The organism is Nonomuraea sp. NPDC052634, assembly GCF_040678535.1.
Classification (GTDB): Bacteria; Actinomycetota; Actinomycetes; order Streptosporangiales; family Streptosporangiaceae; genus Nonomuraea; species Nonomuraea fastidiosa.
Genome location: NZ_JBFATY010000002.1, coordinates 453,216 through 474,905 on the forward strand (window position 1 = coordinate 453,216; position 21,690 = coordinate 474,905).

The 21,690-nt window shown below is 71.5% G+C and carries 19 protein-coding genes; 9 read left to right on the top strand and 10 right to left on the bottom strand.

Annotation, left to right across the window (positions count from 1 at the left end; genetic code table 11):
* The first annotated feature begins 10 nt into the window (after positions 1–10).
* Positions 11–1,444: an aldehyde dehydrogenase gene (locus AB0K67_RS14725; RefSeq protein WP_364058800.1), complete on the top strand. Its 1,434-nt coding sequence runs from the start codon at positions 11–13 to the stop codon at positions 1,442–1,444.
* Positions 1,445–1,683: 239 nt separating this feature from the next.
* On the opposite strand, the gene AB0K67_RS14730 is transcribed toward AB0K67_RS14725, so the two are convergent.
* The 4 genes from AB0K67_RS14730 to AB0K67_RS14745 form a co-directional block, all read right to left on the bottom strand.
* Complete coding sequence (locus AB0K67_RS14730; protein ID WP_364058803.1) at positions 1,684–2,451, bottom strand: alpha/beta fold hydrolase; 768 nt, start codon at positions 2,449–2,451, stop codon at positions 1,684–1,686.
* A gap of 148 nt (positions 2,452–2,599) precedes the next feature.
* Positions 2,600–2,980 carry an AMP-binding protein gene (locus tag AB0K67_RS14735; RefSeq protein WP_364058806.1) on the bottom strand — a complete coding sequence of 127 codons (381 nt, stop codon included), beginning with the start codon at positions 2,978–2,980 and terminating at the stop codon, positions 2,600–2,602.
* A gap of 91 nt (positions 2,981–3,071) precedes the next feature.
* Entirely contained in the window at positions 3,072–5,486 is a 2,415-nt protein-coding gene (locus AB0K67_RS14740) for a LuxR C-terminal-related transcriptional regulator (RefSeq protein WP_364058809.1), read from the bottom strand.
* A 53-nt stretch (positions 5,487–5,539) separates the two neighbouring features.
* Positions 5,540–6,283 carry an AMP-binding protein gene (locus AB0K67_RS14745; protein ID WP_364058812.1) on the bottom strand — a complete coding sequence of 248 codons (744 nt, stop codon included), beginning with the start codon at positions 6,281–6,283 and terminating at the stop codon, positions 5,540–5,542.
* Between the two features lie 177 nt (positions 6,284–6,460).
* Here AB0K67_RS14745 and typA point away from each other — a divergent pair, with 177 nt between their 5' ends.
* Both typA and AB0K67_RS14755 read left to right on the top strand, forming a co-directional pair.
* Entirely contained in the window at positions 6,461–8,311 is a 1,851-nt protein-coding gene (gene typA, locus AB0K67_RS14750; protein WP_364058815.1) for a translational GTPase TypA, read from the top strand.
* Positions 8,312–8,781: 470 nt separating this feature from the next.
* Entirely contained in the window at positions 8,782–11,310 is a 2,529-nt protein-coding gene (locus AB0K67_RS14755; protein ID WP_364058818.1) for a hypothetical protein, read from the top strand.
* 6 nt (positions 11,311–11,316) lie between these two features.
* On the opposite strand, the gene AB0K67_RS14760 is transcribed toward AB0K67_RS14755, so the two are convergent.
* The 4 genes from AB0K67_RS14760 to AB0K67_RS14775 form a co-directional block, all read right to left on the bottom strand.
* Positions 11,317–11,967 (bottom strand): DUF2461 domain-containing protein, encoded by a 651-nt coding sequence (locus AB0K67_RS14760; RefSeq protein ID WP_364058821.1) that lies wholly within the window; start codon positions 11,965–11,967, stop codon positions 11,317–11,319.
* Between the two features lie 31 nt (positions 11,968–11,998).
* Positions 11,999–12,790 carry a polysaccharide deacetylase family protein gene (locus tag AB0K67_RS14765; protein ID WP_364058824.1) on the bottom strand — a complete coding sequence of 264 codons (792 nt, stop codon included), beginning with the start codon at positions 12,788–12,790 and terminating at the stop codon, positions 11,999–12,001.
* A 30-nt stretch (positions 12,791–12,820) separates the two neighbouring features.
* The gene (locus AB0K67_RS14770) at positions 12,821–13,126 is read right to left on the bottom strand and encodes a hypothetical protein (protein WP_364058827.1); all 306 of its coding nucleotides are present in this window, start codon (positions 13,124–13,126) and stop codon (positions 12,821–12,823) included.
* A gap of 176 nt (positions 13,127–13,302) precedes the next feature.
* Positions 13,303–13,878 carry an XRE family transcriptional regulator gene (locus tag AB0K67_RS14775; protein ID WP_364058830.1) on the bottom strand — a complete coding sequence of 192 codons (576 nt, stop codon included), beginning with the start codon at positions 13,876–13,878 and terminating at the stop codon, positions 13,303–13,305.
* A gap of 94 nt (positions 13,879–13,972) precedes the next feature.
* On the opposite strand from AB0K67_RS14775, the gene AB0K67_RS14780 reads away from it, so the two are divergent.
* Positions 13,973–14,812, top strand: coding sequence for a DMT family transporter (locus AB0K67_RS14780; RefSeq protein WP_364058833.1), 840 nt, complete (start codon positions 13,973–13,975; stop codon positions 14,810–14,812).
* 54 nt (positions 14,813–14,866) lie between these two features.
* Entirely contained in the window at positions 14,867–15,775 is a 909-nt protein-coding gene (locus AB0K67_RS14785) for an anti-sigma factor RsbA family regulatory protein (RefSeq protein WP_364058836.1), read from the top strand.
* On the opposite strand, the gene AB0K67_RS14790 is transcribed toward AB0K67_RS14785, so the two are convergent.
* Positions 15,776–16,360, bottom strand: coding sequence for a sigma-70 family RNA polymerase sigma factor (locus AB0K67_RS14790; RefSeq protein ID WP_364058839.1), 585 nt, complete (start codon positions 16,358–16,360; stop codon positions 15,776–15,778).
* A 246-nt stretch (positions 16,361–16,606) separates the two neighbouring features.
* Between AB0K67_RS14790 and AB0K67_RS14795 the strand changes: the two genes are divergently transcribed.
* Positions 16,607–17,680, top strand: a complete 1,074-nt coding sequence (locus AB0K67_RS14795) for a PLP-dependent cysteine synthase family protein (protein ID WP_364058842.1) — start codon at positions 16,607–16,609, stop codon at positions 17,678–17,680.
* A gap of 59 nt (positions 17,681–17,739) precedes the next feature.
* Here AB0K67_RS14795 and AB0K67_RS14800 read toward each other — a convergent pair whose 3' ends face one another.
* The gene (locus AB0K67_RS14800; RefSeq protein ID WP_364058845.1) at positions 17,740–18,723 is read right to left on the bottom strand and encodes an iron-siderophore ABC transporter substrate-binding protein; all 984 of its coding nucleotides are present in this window, start codon (positions 18,721–18,723) and stop codon (positions 17,740–17,742) included.
* 98 nt (positions 18,724–18,821) lie between these two features.
* Between AB0K67_RS14800 and AB0K67_RS14805 the strand changes: the two genes are divergently transcribed.
* From AB0K67_RS14805 to AB0K67_RS14815, 3 genes are read left to right on the top strand one after another with little or no spacing between them, the layout of a single operon-like run.
* Positions 18,822–19,856 carry an iron ABC transporter permease gene (locus AB0K67_RS14805; protein ID WP_364058848.1) on the top strand — a complete coding sequence of 345 codons (1,035 nt, stop codon included), beginning with the start codon at positions 18,822–18,824 and terminating at the stop codon, positions 19,854–19,856.
* Complete coding sequence (locus tag AB0K67_RS14810) at positions 19,856–20,899, top strand: iron chelate uptake ABC transporter family permease subunit (RefSeq protein ID WP_364058851.1); 1,044 nt, start codon at positions 19,856–19,858, stop codon at positions 20,897–20,899. Before AB0K67_RS14805 ends, AB0K67_RS14810 begins: the two co-directional genes overlap by 1 nt.
* The gene (locus AB0K67_RS14815) at positions 20,896–21,687 is read left to right on the top strand and encodes an ABC transporter ATP-binding protein (protein ID WP_364058854.1); all 792 of its coding nucleotides are present in this window, start codon (positions 20,896–20,898) and stop codon (positions 21,685–21,687) included. The genes AB0K67_RS14810 and AB0K67_RS14815 overlap by 4 nt, the downstream gene beginning before the upstream one ends.
* Positions 21,688–21,690 lie beyond the last annotated feature (3 nt).

A 21,690-nucleotide genomic window follows, 5' to 3' on the forward strand; every position in this document is an offset into this window, starting at 1 on the left:
GGTCCACGTCATGCGCCAGCACGACAGGCTGTTCATCGGGGGCGAATGGGTGGCCCCGGCGGGCACCGGGACGATAGACGTCATCTCCCCCCACACCGAGGAGGTCGTCGGCCGCGTGCCCGACGGCACCGCCCAGGACATGGACCGCGCCGTCGCCGCCGCCCGTGAGGCGTTCGACCACGGGCCCTGGCCTCGCATGACGTTCGCCGAGCGGGCCGAGGTGATCGGCAGGCTCGCCGACATCTACGACGCGCGGCAGAGCGAGATGGCGCGGCTCATCACCGAGGAGATGGGCTCGCCGATCACCTTCTCCAACCTGGCGCAGGCCCCGCAGCCGCTGTCCATGCTGCGCTTCTACGCCGAGCTGGGCAGGACGTTCGAGCAGGAGGAGCAGCGGCCCGGCCTGTTCGGCCCGCTCACCGTGCGCAGGGAACCCGTCGGCGTCGTGGCGGCCGTGGTGCCGTGGAACGTGCCGCAGTTCGTCACCATGACCAAGGTCGCGCCCGCGCTGCTCGCCGGGTGCACGATCGTGCTCAAGCCCGCGCCGGAGACGCCGCTGGACGCGTACCTGCTGGCCGAGTGGGCGGCCGAGGCGGGCGTACCGGCCGGCGTGCTCAACGTCGTCGCGGCCGGCCGCGAAGTCGGCGAGCACCTGGTCTCGCACACCGGCGTGGACAAGGTCGCCTTCACCGGCTCCACCGCCGCCGGGCGGCGCATCGCCGCCATCTGCGGCGAGCAGCTCAAGCGGGTCAGCCTGGAGCTCGGCGGCAAGTCCGCCGCGATCATCCTCGACGACGCCGACCTGCAGGCCGGCATGGGCTTCCTGCAGATGGCCTCGCTGATGAACAACGGGCAGGCGTGCGTGGCCCAGACCCGCATCCTCGCCTCCCGGCGGCGCTACGACGAGGTCGTGGACGCCGTCGCCGGCATGGTCTCCTCCCAGGTCGTCGGCGACCCCGCCGACCCCGCCACCGGCATCGGCCCGCTCGTCGCCAAGCGGCAGCAGGAACGCGTCGAGGGCTACATCAGGATCGGCATGGAGGAGGGCGCCAAGGTCGTCGTCGGCGGCCTGGACCGGCCGCGCGACAAGGGCTGGTACGTCTCCCCCACCGTCTTCGCGGGCGTCTCCAACGACATGCGCATCGCCAGGGAGGAGATCTTCGGGCCGGTGCTCGCCGTCATCCCGTACGAGGACGAGGCCGACGCCGTACGCATCGCCAACGACAGCGAGTACGGCCTGGCCGGCACCGTCTGGACGGCCGACCCCGAGCACGGCATGGAGGTCGCCCGCCAGGTGCGCACCGGGACGTACGGGGTGAACTGCTTCATGCTGGAGCCCAACGCCCCGTTCGGCGGCTATAAGGCCAGCGGCATCGGCCGCGAGCTGGGCCCCGAAGGGCTGAGCGGCTACCTGGAGTACAAGACCATCGCCCGCCTCGGCTGAGCCGGCGAGCGGAAGGGGGCCTCCCTGCACGAGACCCCCCTCGAAGGCCCCCTTCCCTCCAGCCCGTACGGACCTAGCGCGCCCCCGCGACGCTAGGTCCAGGCGGCGCGAGACAGCGCGTGACGCGGCCGCTACGGACTGACCACAGCAGTATGTCCCACGACAGGCGCTACGACGCTTTGCTGCCTCGGAGACTTTCTCCCGGTGGTTTCCATCCGTACGCCGCAGGATGACGGGTATTACTCCGAAAGGCGGGTTGTCAGCCATTTGCCGATGCGGCGGATGAGTTCGGGGGTCGCCGCGGACTCCGCGTGCCCGTAACCGGGCTCCACCCACAGCTCCTTCGGCTCCTTGGCGCCCGCGTAGAGCTGCTCGGCGTGCTCCAGCGGGAAGAACGCGTCGGCGTCGCCGTGCACGATCAGCAGCGGCGCCGGCGAGATGAGCCCGGCGGCCTCGTGCGGCGGCATCGGGATCGGGTCCCACTGCCCGCGCGCGATCCTGGTGCGCTTGGCCACCCGCGCCGCCAACCGGCCGAACGGCCGCTCGATCGCCCAGTGCACCTGCCGCATCGGCCGGGTGCCCCGGTAGTACCAGCGGGCCGGGCCGCTCACCGCCACCACCGCGTCCACGCCGCCGCGCAGCCCCGCATGGCGCACGACCACCGCCGCGCCCATGGAGAAGCCCACCACGCCGATCCGCCGGTAGCCGATCACGCGGGCGTGCCTGACCGCGGCCTCCACGTCGAGGATCTCCAGGTCGCCGACCGTGGTCTCGCCGCCCGAGCGTCCGTGGCCGCGGAAGTCGAACGCCATCACGCCGCCGTACCGGCTGAGCACGTGGACGATGCGGCGCGCACTGCGCTCCCGCCACGAGCCGGTGAAGCCGTGCGCCACGACGATCCCCACGTCGGTGCTCGCGCCCTGGCCGGTGGGCGGGGTGTGCGCGGCGTCGATGCGGACGCCGTCCTCGGTTCTGAGCATGACGGGGAAGTTGGGCGCGAACGGCATGCTCACGAGCTTAAGGTCGCCGCCCCCAGGGTCCTCGCCCACACCTGCCGCCGCGTGCCGCTCAGGGGGCGCCGGGGCACCGCCCAGAGACGCCGGGGCTCGACTGGGGGCACCGCTCAGGGGTGCCGGGGTGCGGTGCGGTCGCCGCTCAGGGGCGCCGGGGCGCGGCGGGCTCGCCGCTCAGGTCGGCCATGCTGAGCACGATCCGCACCCGCGACTCCTCGGCCGCGTCCAGCGCCTCGCGCACGTTGGAGATCATCACCCGGGCGCCGCTCTCCTGGATGCGGTCGCGCAGCACGGGCGCGTCGAGATGGGCGGGCAGCGGCCACACGACGCCGCCCGCGGCGATCACCGCGTCGGTCGCCACCAGCAGGTCGGGCCCGACGGGCAGGCAGATGAGCACGGTGTCGCCCGGCCGCACCCCCGCGTGCCGCAAGTGGATGGCCGCGACCGCGGACCGCTCGTCCAGCTGCTCCTCGGTGAGCTTCAGGCCGGTGCCCGAGTCCACCATCACGATGCGCTCATCCATGGGGAACACCGTAAGGAGGGCGACCTGTGCACACATGGGGCGGAATATGCAGATCTCTATGCAGATGCGCGCGCTCGCCCACCGGGCACCCTTACGTGACGGACCGGGGCTGCTCGGCCGCCCACACCGCGATCTGCGCACGCGAGGTATAGCCCAGCTTCTCCATGATGTTGGCGATGTGGCGGGCCACCGTCGCCGGGCTGATGACCAGCTCTTCGGCGATGGCCCGGTTGGACAGCCCGCGGGTGAGCAGGCCGGCGATCTCTAGCTCGCGTGCGGTCAGCAGCGAGCGCCTGACCGGCTCGGCCGCCGCCGGGGCGCGCGGCGCGGGCCGTTCGCCGTCGAGCACGTGGCGGGCCGCGTCGTCGGGGCTCATCGTCCTGCCGCGCGACCACAACGCGGCCGTGCGGCCCTCGCCCAGCTTCGTCCTGGCCCGGCCCAGCAGCTCTTCGATCCTGAGCGTGGCGAAGTGCTGGCCGATCGCCTCGCGCAGCGCCGCCGCCGCCGCTGCCGCGAGCACCGCGCCTTCGATGTCGCCCTCGCACTCGGCCAGCACCGACAGCCCCACCAGGCAGCGCGCCACGCCCTGGCGCTGCCCCGTGGCCCGGCTCAGGTCGAGGCTGGCGGCCAGCCGCTCGCGGGCCACGCCGAACTCGTGCAGCAGCGCCGCCACCCGGCCGATCCTGGCCAGGCAGCGCGCCAGCTCGAGGTCGCCGCCCAGCTCGCGCAGCCAGGGCACGGCCTGCTCGTACTGTTCCTTGGCGGTCACCAGATCGCCCCTGGCCTCGGCCACGCAGCCGAGCTGCACGGCGGTCCTCGCCATGATCCAGCGGTGGCCGTGCTCACGCGCCCGCGCCAGCGCCTCCTCGCCGAGCCGCTGCGCCTCGCGCAGCCGCCCCCTGGTCAGCGCCACCGCCGACAGCCCGGCCAGGCCCGCCGCCTGGTTCCAGGTGTCGCCGGACGCGGTGGCCAGCGCGAGGCCCTCCTCGGCGTGGTGCAGCGCCTCATCGGCCCGGCCCATGCGCAGCAGCACGACGACGATGAGGCTGTGCATGACGCAGCGCGGGAACACCTCGTCCGGCGCGAGGCCCGCCAGGCTGCGGCGGGCCAGCTCCAGCGACCGGCTCAGCTCGTCGCGCGCCTCCAGCCCGTACGCGAGGTACGCCAGGGAGTGTGCGATCTCCTCGGCCGGCACGTCGCCGGTGTCCAGCGCGAGCAGCCGCTCCACCCAGCCGACGATCTCCGTGACGTTGCCGCCCAGCGGCAGCAGACCGGTGCTGGTGCGGCAGAGCCGCAGCCCGAGTGCGACGTTGCCGGACTCGGCCGCCCAGTCGAGCGCCGCGCGCTGGTCGTCCATCAGGCGACGGCTCGCCCGCGCCGCCGCCAGCCGCCGCTCCCACGGCTCTCTTGGCGCCGTCAACTCCACCGCGAAGTGGTGTCCGAGCAGGTCGCAGAGCACGCGTAGGTGCCGCTCGCGCAGCGCGCCACGCTCGCCCGCCCGGTCGAGGCGTTCGAGCGCGTACCGCTTGATGGTCTCCAGCAGCCAGTAGCGGGCGCGCGTCTCGTCGCAGAGCACCAGCGACTTGTCCACCAGGCCGCCCAGCAGGTCGAGGATCTCGCCCGCCGCGATGGGCGGGGCGGCGCACACCCGTTCGGCGAGCTCGAGGTCGAAGTCGCCGGCGAACACCGACAGCCGGCGCAGCAGCACCTGCTCGCCGGGCGAGAGCAGGTCGTAGCTCCACTCGACGGCGGCGAGCAGCGTGCGCTGCCGCGCGGGGGCCGTGCGCCCGCCGGTGGTCAGCAGCAGGAAGCGGTCGTCGAGCCGCCCGGCGATGCGGCCGGGGCTGAGCAGGCTCGTACGCGCGGCGGCCAGCTCAAGCGCCAGCGGCAGCCCGTCGAGCGCCCGGCACAGGCGCACCACGTCGGGCAGGCTCTCCGGGCCCAGCCTCGTGCCGACGGCGGCAGCGCGGTCGAGGAAGAGCCGCACGGACTCGGCGTCGGCGGACGCGTCGTCGGGCAGGTCGAGCGGCGGCACCCGCCAGACCAGCTCGCCGGCGATGCGCAGCGGCTCTCTGCTGGTGGCGAGCACGCGCAGCGACGGGCATGCCGACACCAGCGCCGACACCACGTGGGCCGACCTGTCGATGAGGTGCTCGCAGTTGTCGAGCAGCAGCAGGCAGCGCTGGCCGCGCAGCCGGGCCGTGACGGTGTCGAGCAGCGGGGTGCCGGGCTCCTCGCTGACGCCGAGCACCTGGGCGATCTCGTGGTCGACCAGCTCGGGGCGGCCGATCCTGGCCAGCTCGACCAGCCACACGCCCCCGGGGAACGACGGCACCAGCCCGGCCGCCACCCGCAGGGCCAGCCGGGTCTTGCCGATGCCGCCCACCCCGCACAGCGTCACCACGCGGGTCTCGCCGATCAGGTCGCGCAGATCGTCGAGATCGCGTTCGCGGCCGATGAACCGGTTGGGCTCGACCGGAAGGTTGTGCCGGGGGGAATCTGGCATGTGCTCACCCTGCGTCGCCGAAGGATCACACTCTCGCACAGTCTCGCACGTTGTTACAGGCCGAGCGAGCTGACGACCGCCCTTTCGTCCACGACGCGCAGGGTGGGGTCGCCGAGCAGCCGCCGCGCCAGGTCGTACGGCGCCACGACCACGGTCGCCCGCCGCTCCTGGGCCAGCACCCGGCAGCCGACCAGGCTCGGCTCGTGCGCGACGACGACGTGGGCCCCCGCCGTCATCGCCAGGTCGATCGTGCGCAGGCCGCGGAACGGCTCGCTCACGGCGCTGATCACCACGTCGTCCTTGGCGACGACGAGACGGGTGGAGAGCCTGCGCAGGTCGGTGGCCAGCTCGGCGTTGTCGAGCAGCCGCACGCCGTCGAGCGTGATCGCGGGCCCGGCCAGCGGGCCGAACTCGACGGCCGCCGGCCCCACCAGGTCGCCGAACGGCCGGGCGCCCGCGACGGGGCGGAAGGAGAAGACCAGGTCGGCCTTGACCGCGGTGGGGTCGTAGCGGTCGTAGGTGATGAGAATGCGCGACTCGCCGCGGCCGCCGAGCACGGCGACGCCGCCCGCCCAGGCCACCGCGTGCACCGCCACCGGCAGCGCCGCGCCGAGCGGGACGTCGACGAGCACCCGCTCGCCGTAACGCAGCCCCTGCGCCTGCAGACCGGCCGCCGCTCTGGTGACCCGCCTGGCGAAGGCCGCGTAGGACAGCACCTCGCCGGTCCTGACGTCGCTCACCGCCGGCTGATCGCCCTGCATCGGTGCCGCCGCCATCACCAGCTCTGTCCAGGTCATGCCGCCAATCTAGGGATCCGGGCCGCACTTGCCATGCGCAGGAATGTGCAGGCCGCTATGTAGTCGCGGGGATCGGAGGCCGTCAGCGGCTCGCGCCGGTCAGCGGAGGGGATCAACTAGACTTAGGAGGTCGCGACTTCGCGCGGCCGCCCCCACGACACAGAGCGAGACGTCATCATGCCTTTGAACAGCCGCGACGACCTGCGGAACATCGCGATCATCGCGCACGTCGACCACGGTAAGACCACCCTGGTCGACGCAATGCTCTGGCAGTCCGGGGCCTTCCGCGCCAACCAGGACGTCGACGACCGCGTGATGGACTCCAACGACCTGGAGCGCGAGAAGGGCATCACCATTCTTGCGAAGAACACCGCGGTCAAGCACGGCGGCATGACCATCAACATCATCGACACCCCCGGCCACGCCGACTTCGGCGGCGAGGTCGAACGCGGGCTGTCGATGGTCGACGGTGTGGTGCTGCTGGTCGACGCCTCCGAGGGGCCTCTGCCGCAGACGCGGTTCGTGCTGCGCAAGGCGCTGGCCGCGAAGATGCCGGTCATCCTGTGCATCAACAAGGTCGACCGGCCCGACGCCCGCATCAAAGAGGTCGTCGACGAGGTCTACGAGCTGTTCATGGACCTCGACGCCACCGACGAGCAGATCGACTTTCCGATCGTCTACGCATCGGCCAAGGCCGGCCGGGCCTCGCTGCAGCGTCCCGCCGACGGCGGCATGCCCGACTCGGAAGACCTTGAGCCGCTGTTCGACATCATCAAGTCGACGATCCCGGCGCCCACCTACGACCCCAACGCGCCGCTGCAGGCTCACGTCACCAACCTCGACGCGTCCTCCTACCTCGGCCGTATCGCGCTGTGCCGCATCCACCAGGGCGTCATGCGCAAGGGCCAGCAGGTGGCCTGGTGCCGCACTGACGGCTCGATCCAAAAGGTGAAGATCACCGAGCTGCTGATGACGGAGGCGCTGGAGCGCAAGCCCGCCGAGGAGGCCGGGCCCGGCGACATCATCGCGATCGCCGGCATCCCCGAGATCATGATCGGCGAGACGCTGGCCGACCCCGACGACCCGCGCCCGCTGCCGCTGATCACGGTCGATGAGCCCGCCATCTCGATGGTCATCGGCACCAACACCTCGCCCCTGGTCGGCAAGGTCAAGGGCTCGAAGGTGACCGCCCGCATGGTGAAAGACCGCCTTGACAAGGAGCTGGTCGGCAACGTCTCGCTGCGCGTGCTGCCCACCGACAGGCCCGACGCCTGGGAGGTGCAGGGCCGCGGCGAGCTCGCGCTGGCCATCCTGGTCGAGCAGATGCGCCGCGAGGGCTACGAGCTGACGGTCGGCAAGCCGCAGGTGGTCACCAAGGTCATCGACGGCAAGGTGCACGAGCCGGTCGAGCGGCTGACGGTCGACTGCCCCGAGGAGTACCTCGGTGCGGTCACCCAGCTCCTGGCCGTGCGCAAAGGCCGCATGGAGCACATGACCAACCACGGCACCGGCTGGATCCGCATGGAGTTCGTGGTGCCGGCGCGCGGCCTGATCGGCTTCCGTACGGAGTTCCTCACCGAGACCCGGGGCACGGGCCTGGTGCACCACGTGTTCGACTCGTACGAGCCGTGGTTCGGCGAGCTGCGCACCCGCAACAACGGCTCGCTGGTGGCCGACAGGTCCGGCCCGGTCACCGCGTTCGCCATGCTCAACCTCCAGGAGCGCGGCACGCTGTTCGTCTCGCCCGGCACCGAGGTCTACGAGGGCATGATCGTCGGCGAGAACTCCCGGTCCGACGACATGGACGTGAACATCACCAAGGAGAAGAAGCTCACCAACATGCGCTCCTCCACTGCCGAGGAGACGGAGAAGCTGATCCCGCCGCGGGTGATGTCGCTGGAGCAGGCGCTGGAGTTCATCCGCGAGGACGAGTGCGTGGAGATCACGCCCGAGGCCGTGCGCATCCGCAAGGTCATCCTCGACGCCGCCACGCGCGCCCGCGCCGCGGCCCGCGCCAAGCGCTCCTGACGCAACCAGTGGCCAGGCGAGCCCGCGCCGCGTCTTTCTGACGCAGCGCGGGCCACGCCGAGCACTCCCGACACCGCCACGCGGGCCCCACGCCCGCGCAACGTGCGAGCGCTCCGAAGCAGCCACGCGGGCCCGCTCCAAGCGCCTCCCGACGCAGCGCGGACCCGTGCCCGAGTGCTTTTGGCGGAGCCGCCTCAGGTCCGCGCCGAGCGCTTCTGGCGGAGCCGCCTCAGGCCGGCGCCGAGCGCCCTCGAAGCGCCTTCACGAAAAATCCGCGTTTTGTCCTACTTAGGCGGGCAAAGTGCGGCTCTCGAGTAAGTGGCGGCGGTCAGTGCGATACCCCTTGCCACCTGCGATGACGTCATGCTTTTCCCGAGAAGCCGTCAAGTGCCGTTGTCATGGGAGCAGCTGTAATCACACCGTGACCCCATGACATAGAACAAACGCCTTTGCCGGAGAATCATCCCTTTGTGGGAAAGCTCCGGACTGCAATCGCGTTCGGGCTGGCTCTGGTGTCGTTGGGGGCGATCGTTTGGTGCACCGTCGCAGCCAGACCGGTAGCGGGACCCGCGCCGCCCGAGGACACCGCGGCGCCCAACCCGTGGGTGGCCGCCGCCGCCCGCGCCGACCCGGAGGTGGGCTGGGCTCGTACGGCGGCGACGGAGGTCACGATCGCCAGGGCGGCGGAGCGCGACCTGGAGCAGGTGCCCGAGGGCCGCATCGACCCCCGGCAGCGGCAGATCAAGGTTTCGGTCGTGCACCGGCTCACGATGGTCCGCGACGACCCGCTCATCGAGGCGCTGCGCCAGGGTGCCGGCTTCCCCGCCACGCTGCAGCAGGTCACCGACGCCGCGTTCGGCGCGATCAAGGTGGACGGCGCCGGCCTCGCGCCCACCACCCGCCTGACGCCGAGGCTCACCACGGCCGACGGGCGCACCACCGCCGAGTTCACGGTCACGCTGCTGCGCCAAGTCCGCACGGACGCGCTGCTGAAGCTGCACTTCGAGGCGCCGAACGCGGTCCCGCTCATCGTCACCGGCCGCTCCATCGCGGTGCTGCCCGGCGAATGGGCGGTGCTGCGGCTCGAAGGCATCACGCCTGAGCATGAGCGGCGGGAGCGGCTCGCGTTCACCGTCGGGGCCTATCCGGTGAGCATGACGCTGGCGCCCTCGTCGCATGGGTTCGCCGACGTGGCCGAGGCCGACGACTTCTCGTGGGCCACCGCGCTCGGCGTGCTGACCGCGATCGCGCTGACCGCCGTGCTGCTGCGCTCGCTAGGCGAGGGCTGGTGGTCGCGGCTGCCCAACAGGGAGCTCGGCGCAGGGCTGGCGGTGGCCGCCCCGGCGCTGCTGATCCCGATGTTCGACGAGGACTGGTCGGCGCTCGCGTACGTGATCCTCTTCCTCGCCGTGCCCCTGCTCGCGCTGCGGCATGCCGGACGGGTGATCCCGGCGAACCCGCCGTGGACCACCCGCGACCTGTTCATGGTCACCGGCGTGGGCGTGCTGCTCGGTCTCGGCATGCTGAGCTGGTCGTGGCTGCACGGGCAGCTCTCCGGGCAGCACCTGCTGGCGGGAGGTGCGGTGGCGGCGCTGGCGGCGGCGGGCGCGGCGGTCGCGTTCAGCGCGGACCTCGGGGTGCGGCCGGTGATCGTGCGGCTGGCGGTGCTGTCGGCCGAGGCCGCGATCGGGCTGCTGGCGCTGGCGCTGTGGCTGCGCGCGCTGCTGAACGGGGTGTATCCCCCTGACAGCGTCCGGCTGGTGCTGGCGCTGGGCTGGGCGATGATCCCGGTGGCGGCCATGGCCGTGGCGACCAAGCGGTGGAGCCGCCAGGTCGTCGTGGGTGCCGTGCTGATCGGCCTGCTCGTGCAGGGCTGGCCGACGGAGTGGCTGGACGCCGGGTCGTGGAGCCTCGCTGTCTCGCAGCCGGAGCCCGCCATCGGCAGCCTCACGCTCACCCCGCTCGTCCGCGGCGTGCTCGGCCTGCTGCTGCTCGGTTTCGTCATGCTGGTGCTGCGCCTGTGGCGGCTCGGCGGGCGGCCGGCGGCCGTGGACGACCCGGTCGCCGAGTCCACCATGATCGCCGTGCTGATGGTGCTGTACATCACGCCGGGAGGCAGCATCTCGCTGGCCGACATCGACGTCCCGCTGCCGCTGCTGGCGATCACCTCGCTGGTGGCCTGGGGCACCTCCCGCTGGCTGCTCAACGGACCGCGCCTGGCCGTGCCCGAACCCGCCGACCAGCACGAGCACCGCAGGCTCGTCAGGGCCGCGCTGCACCGGCGGCTGCTGCTGGTCGCCGAGCAGGAGCTCTACCGGGCGGGACGCAACCGCATCGGCGCGGGCGAGCTGTCGATCCCCGAGTTCGAGCAGCAGCGCGACGCGCTCGAAGGGGCGATGAACCGGCACGGCAGCCATCCGGAGACCGCGTTCGCCACCTCGGCGGGCTGCACGCCCTGGCAGAACGCGGTGCCGGCGTTCACCGTCTGCCTGCTGCTCAGCCTGCCCTTCGCCATCGTGTACGGCTGGCCGGAGGGCGCGGACCTGACCAGCTTCGTCTTCGACGCCCGCTACCTGCTGACGCTGCCCGCGTTCGGCTTCCTGTACGGCTACTTCTACCCGCGCGTACGCGGCACCCAGCCCATGACCAAGGCGCTGCACCTGGCCGCCGCCGCGCTGCTCACCGAGCTGTCCGGCTACCTGTCGACGCTGGCCGAGCCCGACATCGGGGCCTTCGACAAGGTGCAGGTGGTGGCGATCGTGGTGGGGCAGGTGCTGCTGGTCTGCGTCGGCCTCGGGCTGTTCTGGGAGTGGCGCATCATGCACCTGGCAGGCGAGCCGTGGGCGCGGGTGCGCACGCTGCGCAGCGTGCGCAGCCTGGCCGCCCCTGCGCTGGCCGTGGTGCTCGCCGCCGGCACCACCGCCGCCTCGTCGGCCGCGGGTCAGACGGTGGACCGGATCCTGAAGGGCGACCAGATCACGGTCACCGCGCCCCGCTGAGCGGGCTCAGCGGCGGGGCAGCTCGCTGCCGCGCACGTGCGTGCACAGCCATTCCACCAGCGGGCCGAAGGCGCGCCATGCGCGCTCGACGCGCCCGCGCACCTCGGCCGTGTGCACCCACGGCTCGGGCTCCCAGCGCACGCCCGCATACAGCGACCGATGGCGCAGCAGCTCGATGCGCGGGTGGTCGTCGTCGAAGCCCCTGGGCCGGGTCTTCAGCCGGTCGCCCATCAGCTCATAACCGGCGGTCTCCAGGCGCTCGGCCAGCGCCGCGAGCGGCTTGCCCGAGACGTCCTCGTCCACCGCCGCGCGGTAGCGGGCCACCTGGTCGGAGGCGCTGCTGTAGACGCCGCCCGCGACGAAGAGCCCGTCCGCGCTCACCTCGACGTAGTAGCCGATGCCGGGCATCAGGCCGGCGAAGGCCCCCTGATGCGTCTTGTACGGCGACTTGTCCTTGGAGAAGCGCACGTCGCGGTAGGGACGGAAGAGCCGGACCGCGCCGAACTCCGGCTCCAGCTCGTCGGCCAGCGCCTGCATGGGCGCCCGCACGGCCTCCTCATAGAGGTCTTTGTGCCGGGCGAAGTACGTCTTGGAGTTGTCCGCCTCCAGCCCCTCGTAGAAGATGAACGCCTCGTCGGGGAAGCCGGTGAAACCCATGACGTCAAGCCTGCCACGGGCCGGGGGCGGCTCAGCGCTCGGTGTACATCTTCCCCGGTGACGGGGCCCTGCCGTACAGCTCCGAGACCGTGACGAACGTGAAGCCCCGCTTGGTGAGGGTGTCGAGCACCTTGGGCACGGCGTCCACGGTGGTGCGGTGGATGTCGTGCATCAGCACGATCGAGCCGGGCTTGGCGTGTCCCGCCCGTTTGGCGACGATCTCGGTGACGCGGTCGCGCCAGTCGAGGGTGTCGAGGTTCCACAGGATCTGGGCGAGGCCCTCGCGCCTGGTCTCGGCGGCGACCCTGGCGTCGGTCGCCCCGTACGGCGGCCGCATCACCTGCATCCGCACCCCGGTGAGCCGCCGCACGATCTCCTCAGTGTGCCGCAGCTCCTGCTTCATCCGGTGCAGCGGCAGCGCGGTGAGCGGCGGGTGGCTCCAGGAGTGGTTGCCGATCTCGTGGCCCTCGTCGACGATGCGGCGGACGGTCCTGCCGCCCTTGTCGGCCGCCACCATCTGCCCGACGACGAAGAACGTGGCCCTGACGTCGCGGTCGCGCAGCAGGTCGAGCAGCCGGGGGGTGTGCTCGCCCGGTCCGTCGTCGAAGGTCAGGGCCACGCACTTGAGCTTGGCGCAGTCGAAGTTCCTGCTGCGCGGCCAGCCCGCCTGCATCGACCTCAGCCGCTTGGCCAGCGCCACCGGGTCGAAGGCGCCGAGCCTCATGGGTGTGACGTCCACGTGCTGGTGCTGACGCCGCGCCACCGAGTAAGTGACGCAGCTCGCCAGCGCGAGCAGGGCCAGCGGCAAGGCCCATACGCGCATGCTTCCCCCCGAAACGCCGCATGCGGGGGCCTATGGATAGTCCTGGACCGGCACCCCCCGCAGTTCCCTGGCCAGGTCGTCCCACCAGAGTGGGATATCGGCCTGCAATTCCTGGAAGCGGCGCGCCACGCGCATGGCACATCCAAGCGGATCCGTACCCAGATGCCGACGTTTCACCGGTCCTTCCTGCCACCGGTAAAAACCATCTCTATAACGTACGACCAGCCCGATCCACACCGAGATGGTCGCACCGTCGCCTATCTCGTAAGCGCTGGTGACGCCCAGACCGTGAAGCTCCGCCTGGAGCTTCTCGGTCGCCGCGCGGGCCTCACTCACACGTCACCCCCTGCCGACGTCGAGCGCGCCGGCCGCGGGACGCGGTCGCCGCACACCAGGGGTGTACCCAGCCACGGGCATGAGCCGTCCAAGCCATGGAGTAATCATGAAACTCCGCCGGGTCACGCGGAGGGGTTTCGCGCTTATAGATCACGCGTCCGGCGCAGGCGTCTCGTTCAGGTGTCGCCGGCGGTGCGCGGCTCGGCCACGGCCATGATGAACCTGAGCTCGGCGTCGCCCTGGTTGGCGTAGCGGTGCGGCCGGTCGGCGGTGAAGAGCACGGCGGCGTCGGTGCCGACCACGTGGCTCTTGCCCGCCACGATCAGCGTCAGCTCGCCCTCCAGCACGGTGAGCATCTCGCGGGTGCCCGGCGGGTGCGCGTCGCCGTCGTGGTGCTGCCCGGGGCTCAGCCGCCAGTCCCACAGCTCCAGGATCATCGGCATGTCGGCGCCGACCAGCAGCCGCGCCCGGCCCTCGCCCTGGTCGAAGGTGACGACGTCGTCCTTTTGCACGACCCGCACCATGGGCACGTCGCCGACCTCGACCAGGCGGGCGACGGTGACGCCGAGCGCGGAGGCGATCCGGGTGAGCGTGGACACGCTGGGGTTGGTGCGCCCCTGCTCGACCTGGACGAGCATGCCCCGGCTCACGCCCGACCTGGCGGCCAGCGCGTCGAGGGTGAGCCCGCGGTGCGCGCGCTGGGCGCGCACGTTGTTGGCGATGGCCTGGGTGATGAGCTCGGGGTCCTCCATGCAGTGCAGTGTAGTGAATGGGTAGTGCAGCAGGATGTACTCTGTGCATTGCACTAATAGTGCAATACATTGATCCGAGGAAGGACTCCCCCTGGTGACGGTCATCCTGGCGACCGCCTGCGCCATCGTTTACGGCACCGCCGACTTCTTCGGCGGCCTGGCCACCCGGCGCTCGCGGGTGCTCTCCGTCGTCGTGCTCTCGCAGACGGCGGGCCTGGCGCTGATCCTCGTGCTGCTGCCGCTGCTGCCCGGCGCGTACGGCACCCTCGCGCTCTCCTGGGGCCTGGCCGCCGGGCTCGCGGGCGCGGCCGGGCTGGTGCTGTTCTACCGGGCGCTGGCCACGGGCGTGATGTCGGTGGTGGCCCCCACCACGGCGGTCACCTCGGCCGCGCTGCCGGTGGTGTTCGGCCTGGCCACCGGCGACCGTCCCGGCGTGCAGGCGCTGGTGGGCGTGGCGCTGGCGCTCGGCGCGGTGCTGCTGGTCAGCCAGGAGGGCAAGGGCGGCGGGCAGGTCACGCCGCGCTCGGTGCTGGTCTCGCTGGCGGCGGGGGCCGGGTTCGGCGGGTTCTTCATCCTGCTGTCCATGGCGCCCGACGACTCCGGGCTGTGGCCGCTGGTCGGCGCCCGGCTGTCGTCGGTGTCCGTCGTCGCCCTGCTGGCCCTGCTGACCGGGCGCGGTCTGCGGCCGGGCGCGGGGTCGCTGCCCGTCATCGTGGCGGCGGGCGTGCTCGACATGACGGCCAACGTGCTCTACCTGCTCGCCCAGCGTGACGGCCTGCTCAGCCTGGTCGCCGTGCTCGTCTCGCTCTATCCCGCCAGCACGCTGGTGCTCGCCAACCGGGTGCTCGGCGAGCGTCTGCGGGCCGTCCAGATCGCCGGCGTGGTGTGCGCGCTGGCCGCGGTGGCGCTCATAGCCGTTGCACAGCACTCCTAGCCTTGCTACGTTCCGCCTGTGCGCCCTGCCCGGGCACGTTCCGTTGACGGATCGTTGAGGCACGTCGCGGTGCCGTACGACTCCGAGGAGTCCTTCGTGACCCTCACCGTGCCGCGCGTGCGTTCCGCGCTGGACGAAGGCAGGCAGGTGCTGGTCGTCACCGGCGCGGCCAAGCTCGGCCTGCTGGCCGCGGCGCTCGGGCCCGACGCCGCCCGCATCGACAGCCGCTCGCCCGCCGCCTGGTACGCGCATCCGTACCGGATGCTCGCCGCCTGCCACGACTACACCCGCGGCCGCAGCACGCTGGTGATCGCCGAGCCGTCCTGGACGGGCATGAGCGAGCGCGACATCAGGGAGCTGATCCGCTGCGACTCGGTGATCAACGCGGCGCTGCACCGCGCCGCCGCGATCGTGATGTGCCCGTACGACGTGCGCCGGGCCCCCGAGCCCGTGGTGGCGTACGGGCCGGTCATCCACCCGGCCCTGCTCGGGGCCGACGGCGAGGTGACGAGCACCCGCTTCGTCCCCCCGCACGACCTGGTGCTCGACGGCGACCACGCACCCCTGCCCCCGCCCGCGCCCGACGCCGAGAGGTTCGGCTTCACCGGCCGCGAGCTGAAGCGGCTGCGCCGGACCGTCGGCGACTACGCCAGGGCGGCGGGCATGGACCACGACCTCGTCACGTCGCTGGTGATCAGCGTCTCGGAGATCGCCGCCAACAGCGTCGAGCACGGCGCGGGCCACGGCACGGTCGCGATGTGGATCAGGGACGGCGAGCTGATCTGCGAGATCTCCGACCCGGGAGGCGCGCTCGACGACCCGTTACCCGGCTACATACCACCAGAGCCCGAATCCCCACGGGGATACGGGCTCTGGATCAGCAGACAACTGTGCGATCTGGTGGACCTGCGCGCGGAGGACGGTGTGTTACGGGTCCGCCTCCACCTGAGGGTGGAGCGGTAGTCAGGCGGCCCGCTGTGCGGGCAGGCGCACGGCGCCCTCCTCGCGGGCGTACTCCTCCAGCATGGCCCGGAGCTGGCGGCGGCCGCGGTGCAGCCGCGACATGACGGTGCCGATGGGCGTGCCCATGCGCTCGGCGATCTCCTTGTACGCGAAGCCCTCGACGTCGGCGAGGTAGACGGCCACGCGGAAGTCCTCGGGAAGGGAGCGCAGTGCGTTCATGACGACGTTGTCCGGCAGGCGGTCGAGCGCCTCGGTCTCGGCCGAGCGCAGGCCGGTGGAGCTGTGCGACTCGGCGGCGTGCAGCTGCCAGTCCTCGATGTCCTCGGCGGCGGACAGCTTGGGCGAACGCTGCTTCTTGCGGTAGTCGTTGATGAAGTTGTTGGTGAGGATCCGGTGCAGCCACGCCTTGAGGTTGGTGCCCTCGCGGAACTGGTGGTACGACGTGTACGCCTTCGCCACCGTCTCCTGCACCAGATCCTCCGCGTCAGCGGTGTTACGGGTCAGGCGCATGGCGGAGGCGAACAGCTGCGACGTCACGGGCACGACGTCCCGCTCGAACCAGTCCTGGCGCTGCTCATCGGTCATGGTGATCAATTCATTCCCCCTTGCGCTATCCCCCGTTTCGGCACAAGCCGCCTGACGGCGGTTCCATCCTCGCAAGCCCTTGGTAAGGGGGGCGTTAGAGAGGTTCCGCTTCGATCAGAAGGGGGTCATCGTCCATCTGCTCGCGGCGTGCGTCACGTCCACGGCGGGACAAGTCTCATTATCATAACACTACCCACCCAAAATCATAGGAATAGTGACGAGAGTCACATGGGATAGCGTATGGCCATGAGATTCGTGGACCGGCATGACTCGGGGACACGCCGCTGGGTGGCGGAGGCCATACGCAAGGTCGAGGCCGACGCCAACCGTAGTTGCGACACACACCTGCACGTCTTTCCGCTGCCCCCGCACTGGGGCGTAAACCTTTATCTGAAAGACGAATCGGTGCATCCAACCGGATCTTTGAAACACCGGCTGGCCCGCTCCCTATTCCTGTACGGCCTGGCCAACGGCTGGATCGGCCCCACCACCACGATCGTGGAGGCGTCGAGCGGATCCACCGCCGTCAGCGAGGCGTACTTCGCCCGGTTGCTCGGTCTTCCCTTCATCGCGGTCATGCCCGCCTCCACGTCGCCGGAGAAGTGTCATCTCATAGAGTTCTACGGCGGAAAATGTCATTTGGTTGACGACCCGCGTGCGATCTATGACGAATCTCACCGTCTGGCCGCGGAGACCGGCGGCCACTTCATGGATCAGTTCACTTACGCCGAGCGGGCCACCGACTGGCGCGGCAACAACAACATCGCTGAATCGATCTATTCACAGATGTCCATGGAGCCCTACCCCGAGCCCGCCTGGATCGTGGTAGGCGCGGGCACCGGCGGCACATCGTCGACCATCGGCCGCTACATCCGCTACCGCCGCCACGACACCCGCCTCGCCGTCGTCGACCCCGAGGGCTCGGCCTTCTATCCGAGCTGGGTGGACGGCGACCTCACGGTCACCGCCCCCGGCTCCCGCATCGAGGGCATCGGACGTCCGCGCGTCGAGCCCTCGTTCCTGCCCTCGGTCATCGACCGCATGATCGCCGTGCCGGACGCCCGCTCGATCGCCGCCATGCACTGGACCCGCGAGGTGACCGGGCTCGACGTCGGCGGCTCCACCGGCACCAACATGGCGGCGTGCGTGCAGCTCATCGAGGAGATGCGCGCGGCCGGGGAGCGGGGCAGCATCGTGACGCTGATCTGCGACAGCGGCGACCGGTACAGGGGGACGTACGGCAACCCCGCGTGGCTGGCGGCCAACGGCCTCGACATCGAGCCGCACCTGGAGGAGCTGCGCAGGTTCATGAACAGCTAGGGCACTCGGAACCGGCCGGGCCTTCTCGATGAGGGCGGCGGCCGGTTCGTCAGCGGCGGCTAGGACGTCTTGGCCGGATCGACGCCGAAGATCTCGGCCACGTCGTCCAGCATCGCGTGCGCCCCCTGGATGCCCACCGCGGTCATCCACGTCAGGTCGCTGACCTCGTGCTTCTTCCCCTTGAGCTTGGCCCACAGCGGGTTGCCGACGAACTTCTGCTTCGGCCCGTCGGAGGCCGGGTCCGGATAGGTGGCGACGAAGATGTGGTCGGCGTCCAGGTCGGCGATGCGCTCCTGGCTCACGTTCACCGCGATCGCGTCCTGCGCGGTGGGCTGGCCCTCGGGGCGCGGGAAGCCGACGTCCTTCAGCACCACGCCGGAGTAGGAGTTCTCGACGTACAGGCGGGTGGTCGGCTCGCCGGCGAAGCGCACGATCGAGATGGTGGGCAGCTCGCCCTCCTTCTCCTTGATCTCCCGCCCGATGGCGGCGGCGCGCTCCTCGTACGCCTTGATCCGCGCCTCGGCGAGGTCCTCCTTGCCCAGCGCCTGGCCCATGAGCCGGAGGTTGTCCTTCCAGATGGCCCCGGTGGTCTCGCTGAACACGGTGGGAGCGATCTTGGACAGGCGGTCGTACAGGGCCTCGTGCCGGACCTTGGCCGAGACGATCAGGTCGGGCTTGAGCGCCATGATCTTCTCAAGGCTGGGCTGCTCCAGAGTGCCGACCGACGTGGCCTCCTGGCCGTACCGCTCGACGACCGGGCCGAGGTAGCCGGGCAGCTTCGTCTCGATCGACCGGTACGTGGTGTAGCCGACGACCGGCGTCTCCAGCGTCAGCACCGCGTCCACGAAGCTCTGGTCGAGCGCCACCACCCGCTTCGGCCGCGAGGGGATGACCGTCTCGCCCATCGCGTGCCGCACGGTCCTGAACGGCGCCGCGCTCTTCGAGGCGTCCCGCGCCGATCCGGCGCCTGCGCCCTCCGCCGAGCCGCAGGCGGCCAGTGCCGCCAGCAGGACAGCGCCGACCAGCACGCGCAACGGTCTCATCAGATCCCTTTCCCCGAAGTAAGGTAAGCCTAAATTAGGTTAGCCCTGCCTAACCTGGCATACTTCAGCGGGATCGGGCAAACGTCAGGAGGACTCGGGTGAGCGTTTCCGCCGTCGCCCCGCGCCTCCACGGCATTCAGCGGCGCCGGCTCGGCGTGCTGGGCGTGCTGCTCGCCGCCGTGGCGATCGGCGTCCTGCTGAGCATCACGATCGGCTCCAAGTCGGTGCCGCTCGCCGACACCTGGCACGCGATCAACGCGCCGACCGGCACCGAGAACGACATCGTCATCCGCTCGCTGCGGCTGCCCAGGACCGCGCTCGGCGTCATGGCCGGCATCGCGCTCGGCGTGGCGGGCGCCCTCATGCAGGGCCACACCCGCAACCCGCTCGCCGACCCCGGGCTGCTCGGCGTCACGCAGGGCGCCGCGTTCGCCATGGTGTCGTCGATCATCCTGCTCGGCACGTCCAGCCTGCTCGCCTACATCTGGTTCGGCCTGGCGGGCGCGCTCGTGGCCAGCGTCGCGGTCTTCGCGCTCGGCATGGTGGGCGGCAGGGGCGGCCCGACCCCCGTCACGCTGGCCCTGGCGGGCACCGCCGTGAGCGCCCTGCTGTACGCGCTGACCTCCGCCATCGTGCTGCTCGACGAGCAGGCGATGGACGTCTTCCGCTTCTGGCAGGCCGGCTCCATCGCCGCCAGGGGCGCCGACGTGGCCTGGCAGGTGCTGCCGTTCATCGCGGCCGGCCTGGTGCTCGCGATGGTCAACGCCCCCGGGCTCAACGCGCTCTCACTCGGCGAGGACGTGGCGAGGAGCCTCGGCCAGAACGTCGCGAGGACCCGCGCCATCGGCGTCGCCGCCGTCACCCTGCTGTCCGGCGCCGCCGTGGCCGCCTGCGGCTCGCTCGCGTTCGTCGGCCTCATCGTGCCCCACCTGGCCAGGCCGCTGTCCGGCACCGACCACCGCTGGCTGCTGCCGTACTCGGGGCTCATCGGCGCGGCCCTGCTGCTGGTCGCCGACGTGGTCGGCCGGGTCGTCGCCCCGCCCGGCGAGCTGGAGGTGGGCGTGGTGCTCGCGCTGCTCGGCGCGCCCTTCTTCGTCGCCCTGGTACGCCGCAGAAAGCCCGTACGCCTGTGATGACCACACTCCCCCTGCGACTCGGCGGCCTGTCCTGGCGGCTGCGGATGCGCGGCGTCGCCGTCACCGTCACGGGCGCCGTGCTGCTCGCCCTGCTCATGGCGCTGAACATGCGCATCGGCGACATCGAGATGACGCTGCCCGAGGTGATCTCCGGCACGTTCGACGCGGGCAGCCCCGCCCACTTCGTCATCATGGAGCTGCGCCTGCCGCGCGCGCTCACCGGCGCCCTGGTCGGCGCCGCGCTCGCGCTGTCCGGCGCCATCATCCAGTCCATCGCCCGCAACCCGCTCGCCAGCCCCGAGATCCTCGGCGTCACCACCGGCGCGTCGGTCACGGTCGTGGCCGGCGTGGTGGCGAGCGGCAGCGTGTACGGCGGCGTCAGCGGCCTGCTCGCCACCCTCGGCATCCCCGCGCTGGCCCTGCTCGGCGGCCTGATCGGCGCGGCCATCGTGTACGGCCTGGCCTGGCGGCGCGGCCTCGACGGCTACCGCCTGGTGCTGGTCGGCATCGGCGTGGCCGCGGTGTTCACCAACGTCAAGTTCTGGCTGCTGACCGTCGGCGACGTCAACGACACCGGCCGCGCCATGGTGTGGATCAGCGGCTCGCTCAACGGCCGCGGCTGGGAGCACGTCGTGCCGACCGGGGTGGCGCTGGCCGTGCTGGTGCCGCTCACCCTGCTCGGCACCCGTTCGCTCGACGCGCTGCGCTTCGGCGACGACACCATCACCGCGCTCGGGGTGCGTACGAACCTGGCCAGGGCGCTGATGATCCTGGCCGCCGTGCTGCTCGCCGCCGTGGCCACCGCCTCGGCCGGGCCGATCGCGTTCGTGGCGCTGGCCTCGCCGCAGATCGCGCTGCGGCTGGTCCGCTCGGGGCAGCCGCCGCTGCTGTGCTCGGCGGTCGTCGGCGCCGTGCTCACCACGGCCGCCGACCTGATCGCGAGGTCGCTGTTCTCCCCCATCGAGTTGCCCGTCGGCATCGTCACCGCCGTGCTGGGCGCACCGTACCTGATCCACCTGATCTGGAGGTCGCGAAAGTGAGACTGCAGGCCGCCGACGTCAAGCTCGGGTATGGCGACCGCCTCATCGTGGACGGGCTCGACCTCGGCATCGAGGCGGGCACGGTGACCACCATCATCGGCCCCAACGGCTGCGGCAAGTCCACGCTGCTGCGCGCGCTCGGCCGGCTGCTCAAGCCGCAGGGCGGCGAGGTGCTGCTCGACGGCAAGCGCATCGACAAGATCCCCACCCGCGAGGTGGCCAAGGTCCTCGGCGTGCTCCCCCAGTCGCCCACCGCCCCCGAGGGGCTGACGGTCGCCGACCTGGTGGCCAGGGGACGCCACCCGCACCAGACGTGGTACCGGCAGTGGTCGTCCGACGACGAGGGCGCGGTCGCGGCGGCCCTGGACATGACGGGCCTCGCCGACCTGGCCGAGCGGCCGCTGGACGAGCTGTCCGGCGGGCAGCGGCAGCGGGCGTGGATCTCCATGGCGCTCGCCCAGGGCACCGACCTGCTGCTGCTCGACGAGCCGACCACGTTCCTCGACCTGGCCCATCAGGTGGAGGTGCTCGAACTGGTCAGGCACCTGCACGAGGAGGGCGGCCGTACGGTCGTCATGGTCCTGCACGACCTCAACCTGGCCGCCCGCTACGCCGACCGCCTGGTCGCCATGCGCGCCGGCCGGGTGATCGCCTCCGGCACCCCGCACGAGGTGCTGACCGAGGAGCTGCTGCGCGAGGTGTTCGAGCTGGACGCCAAGGTCATCCCCGACCCGGTGGCCGGCACCCCGCTGGTCGTCCCGATCCGCCCGCTCTCCCACGCGTCCTGACAC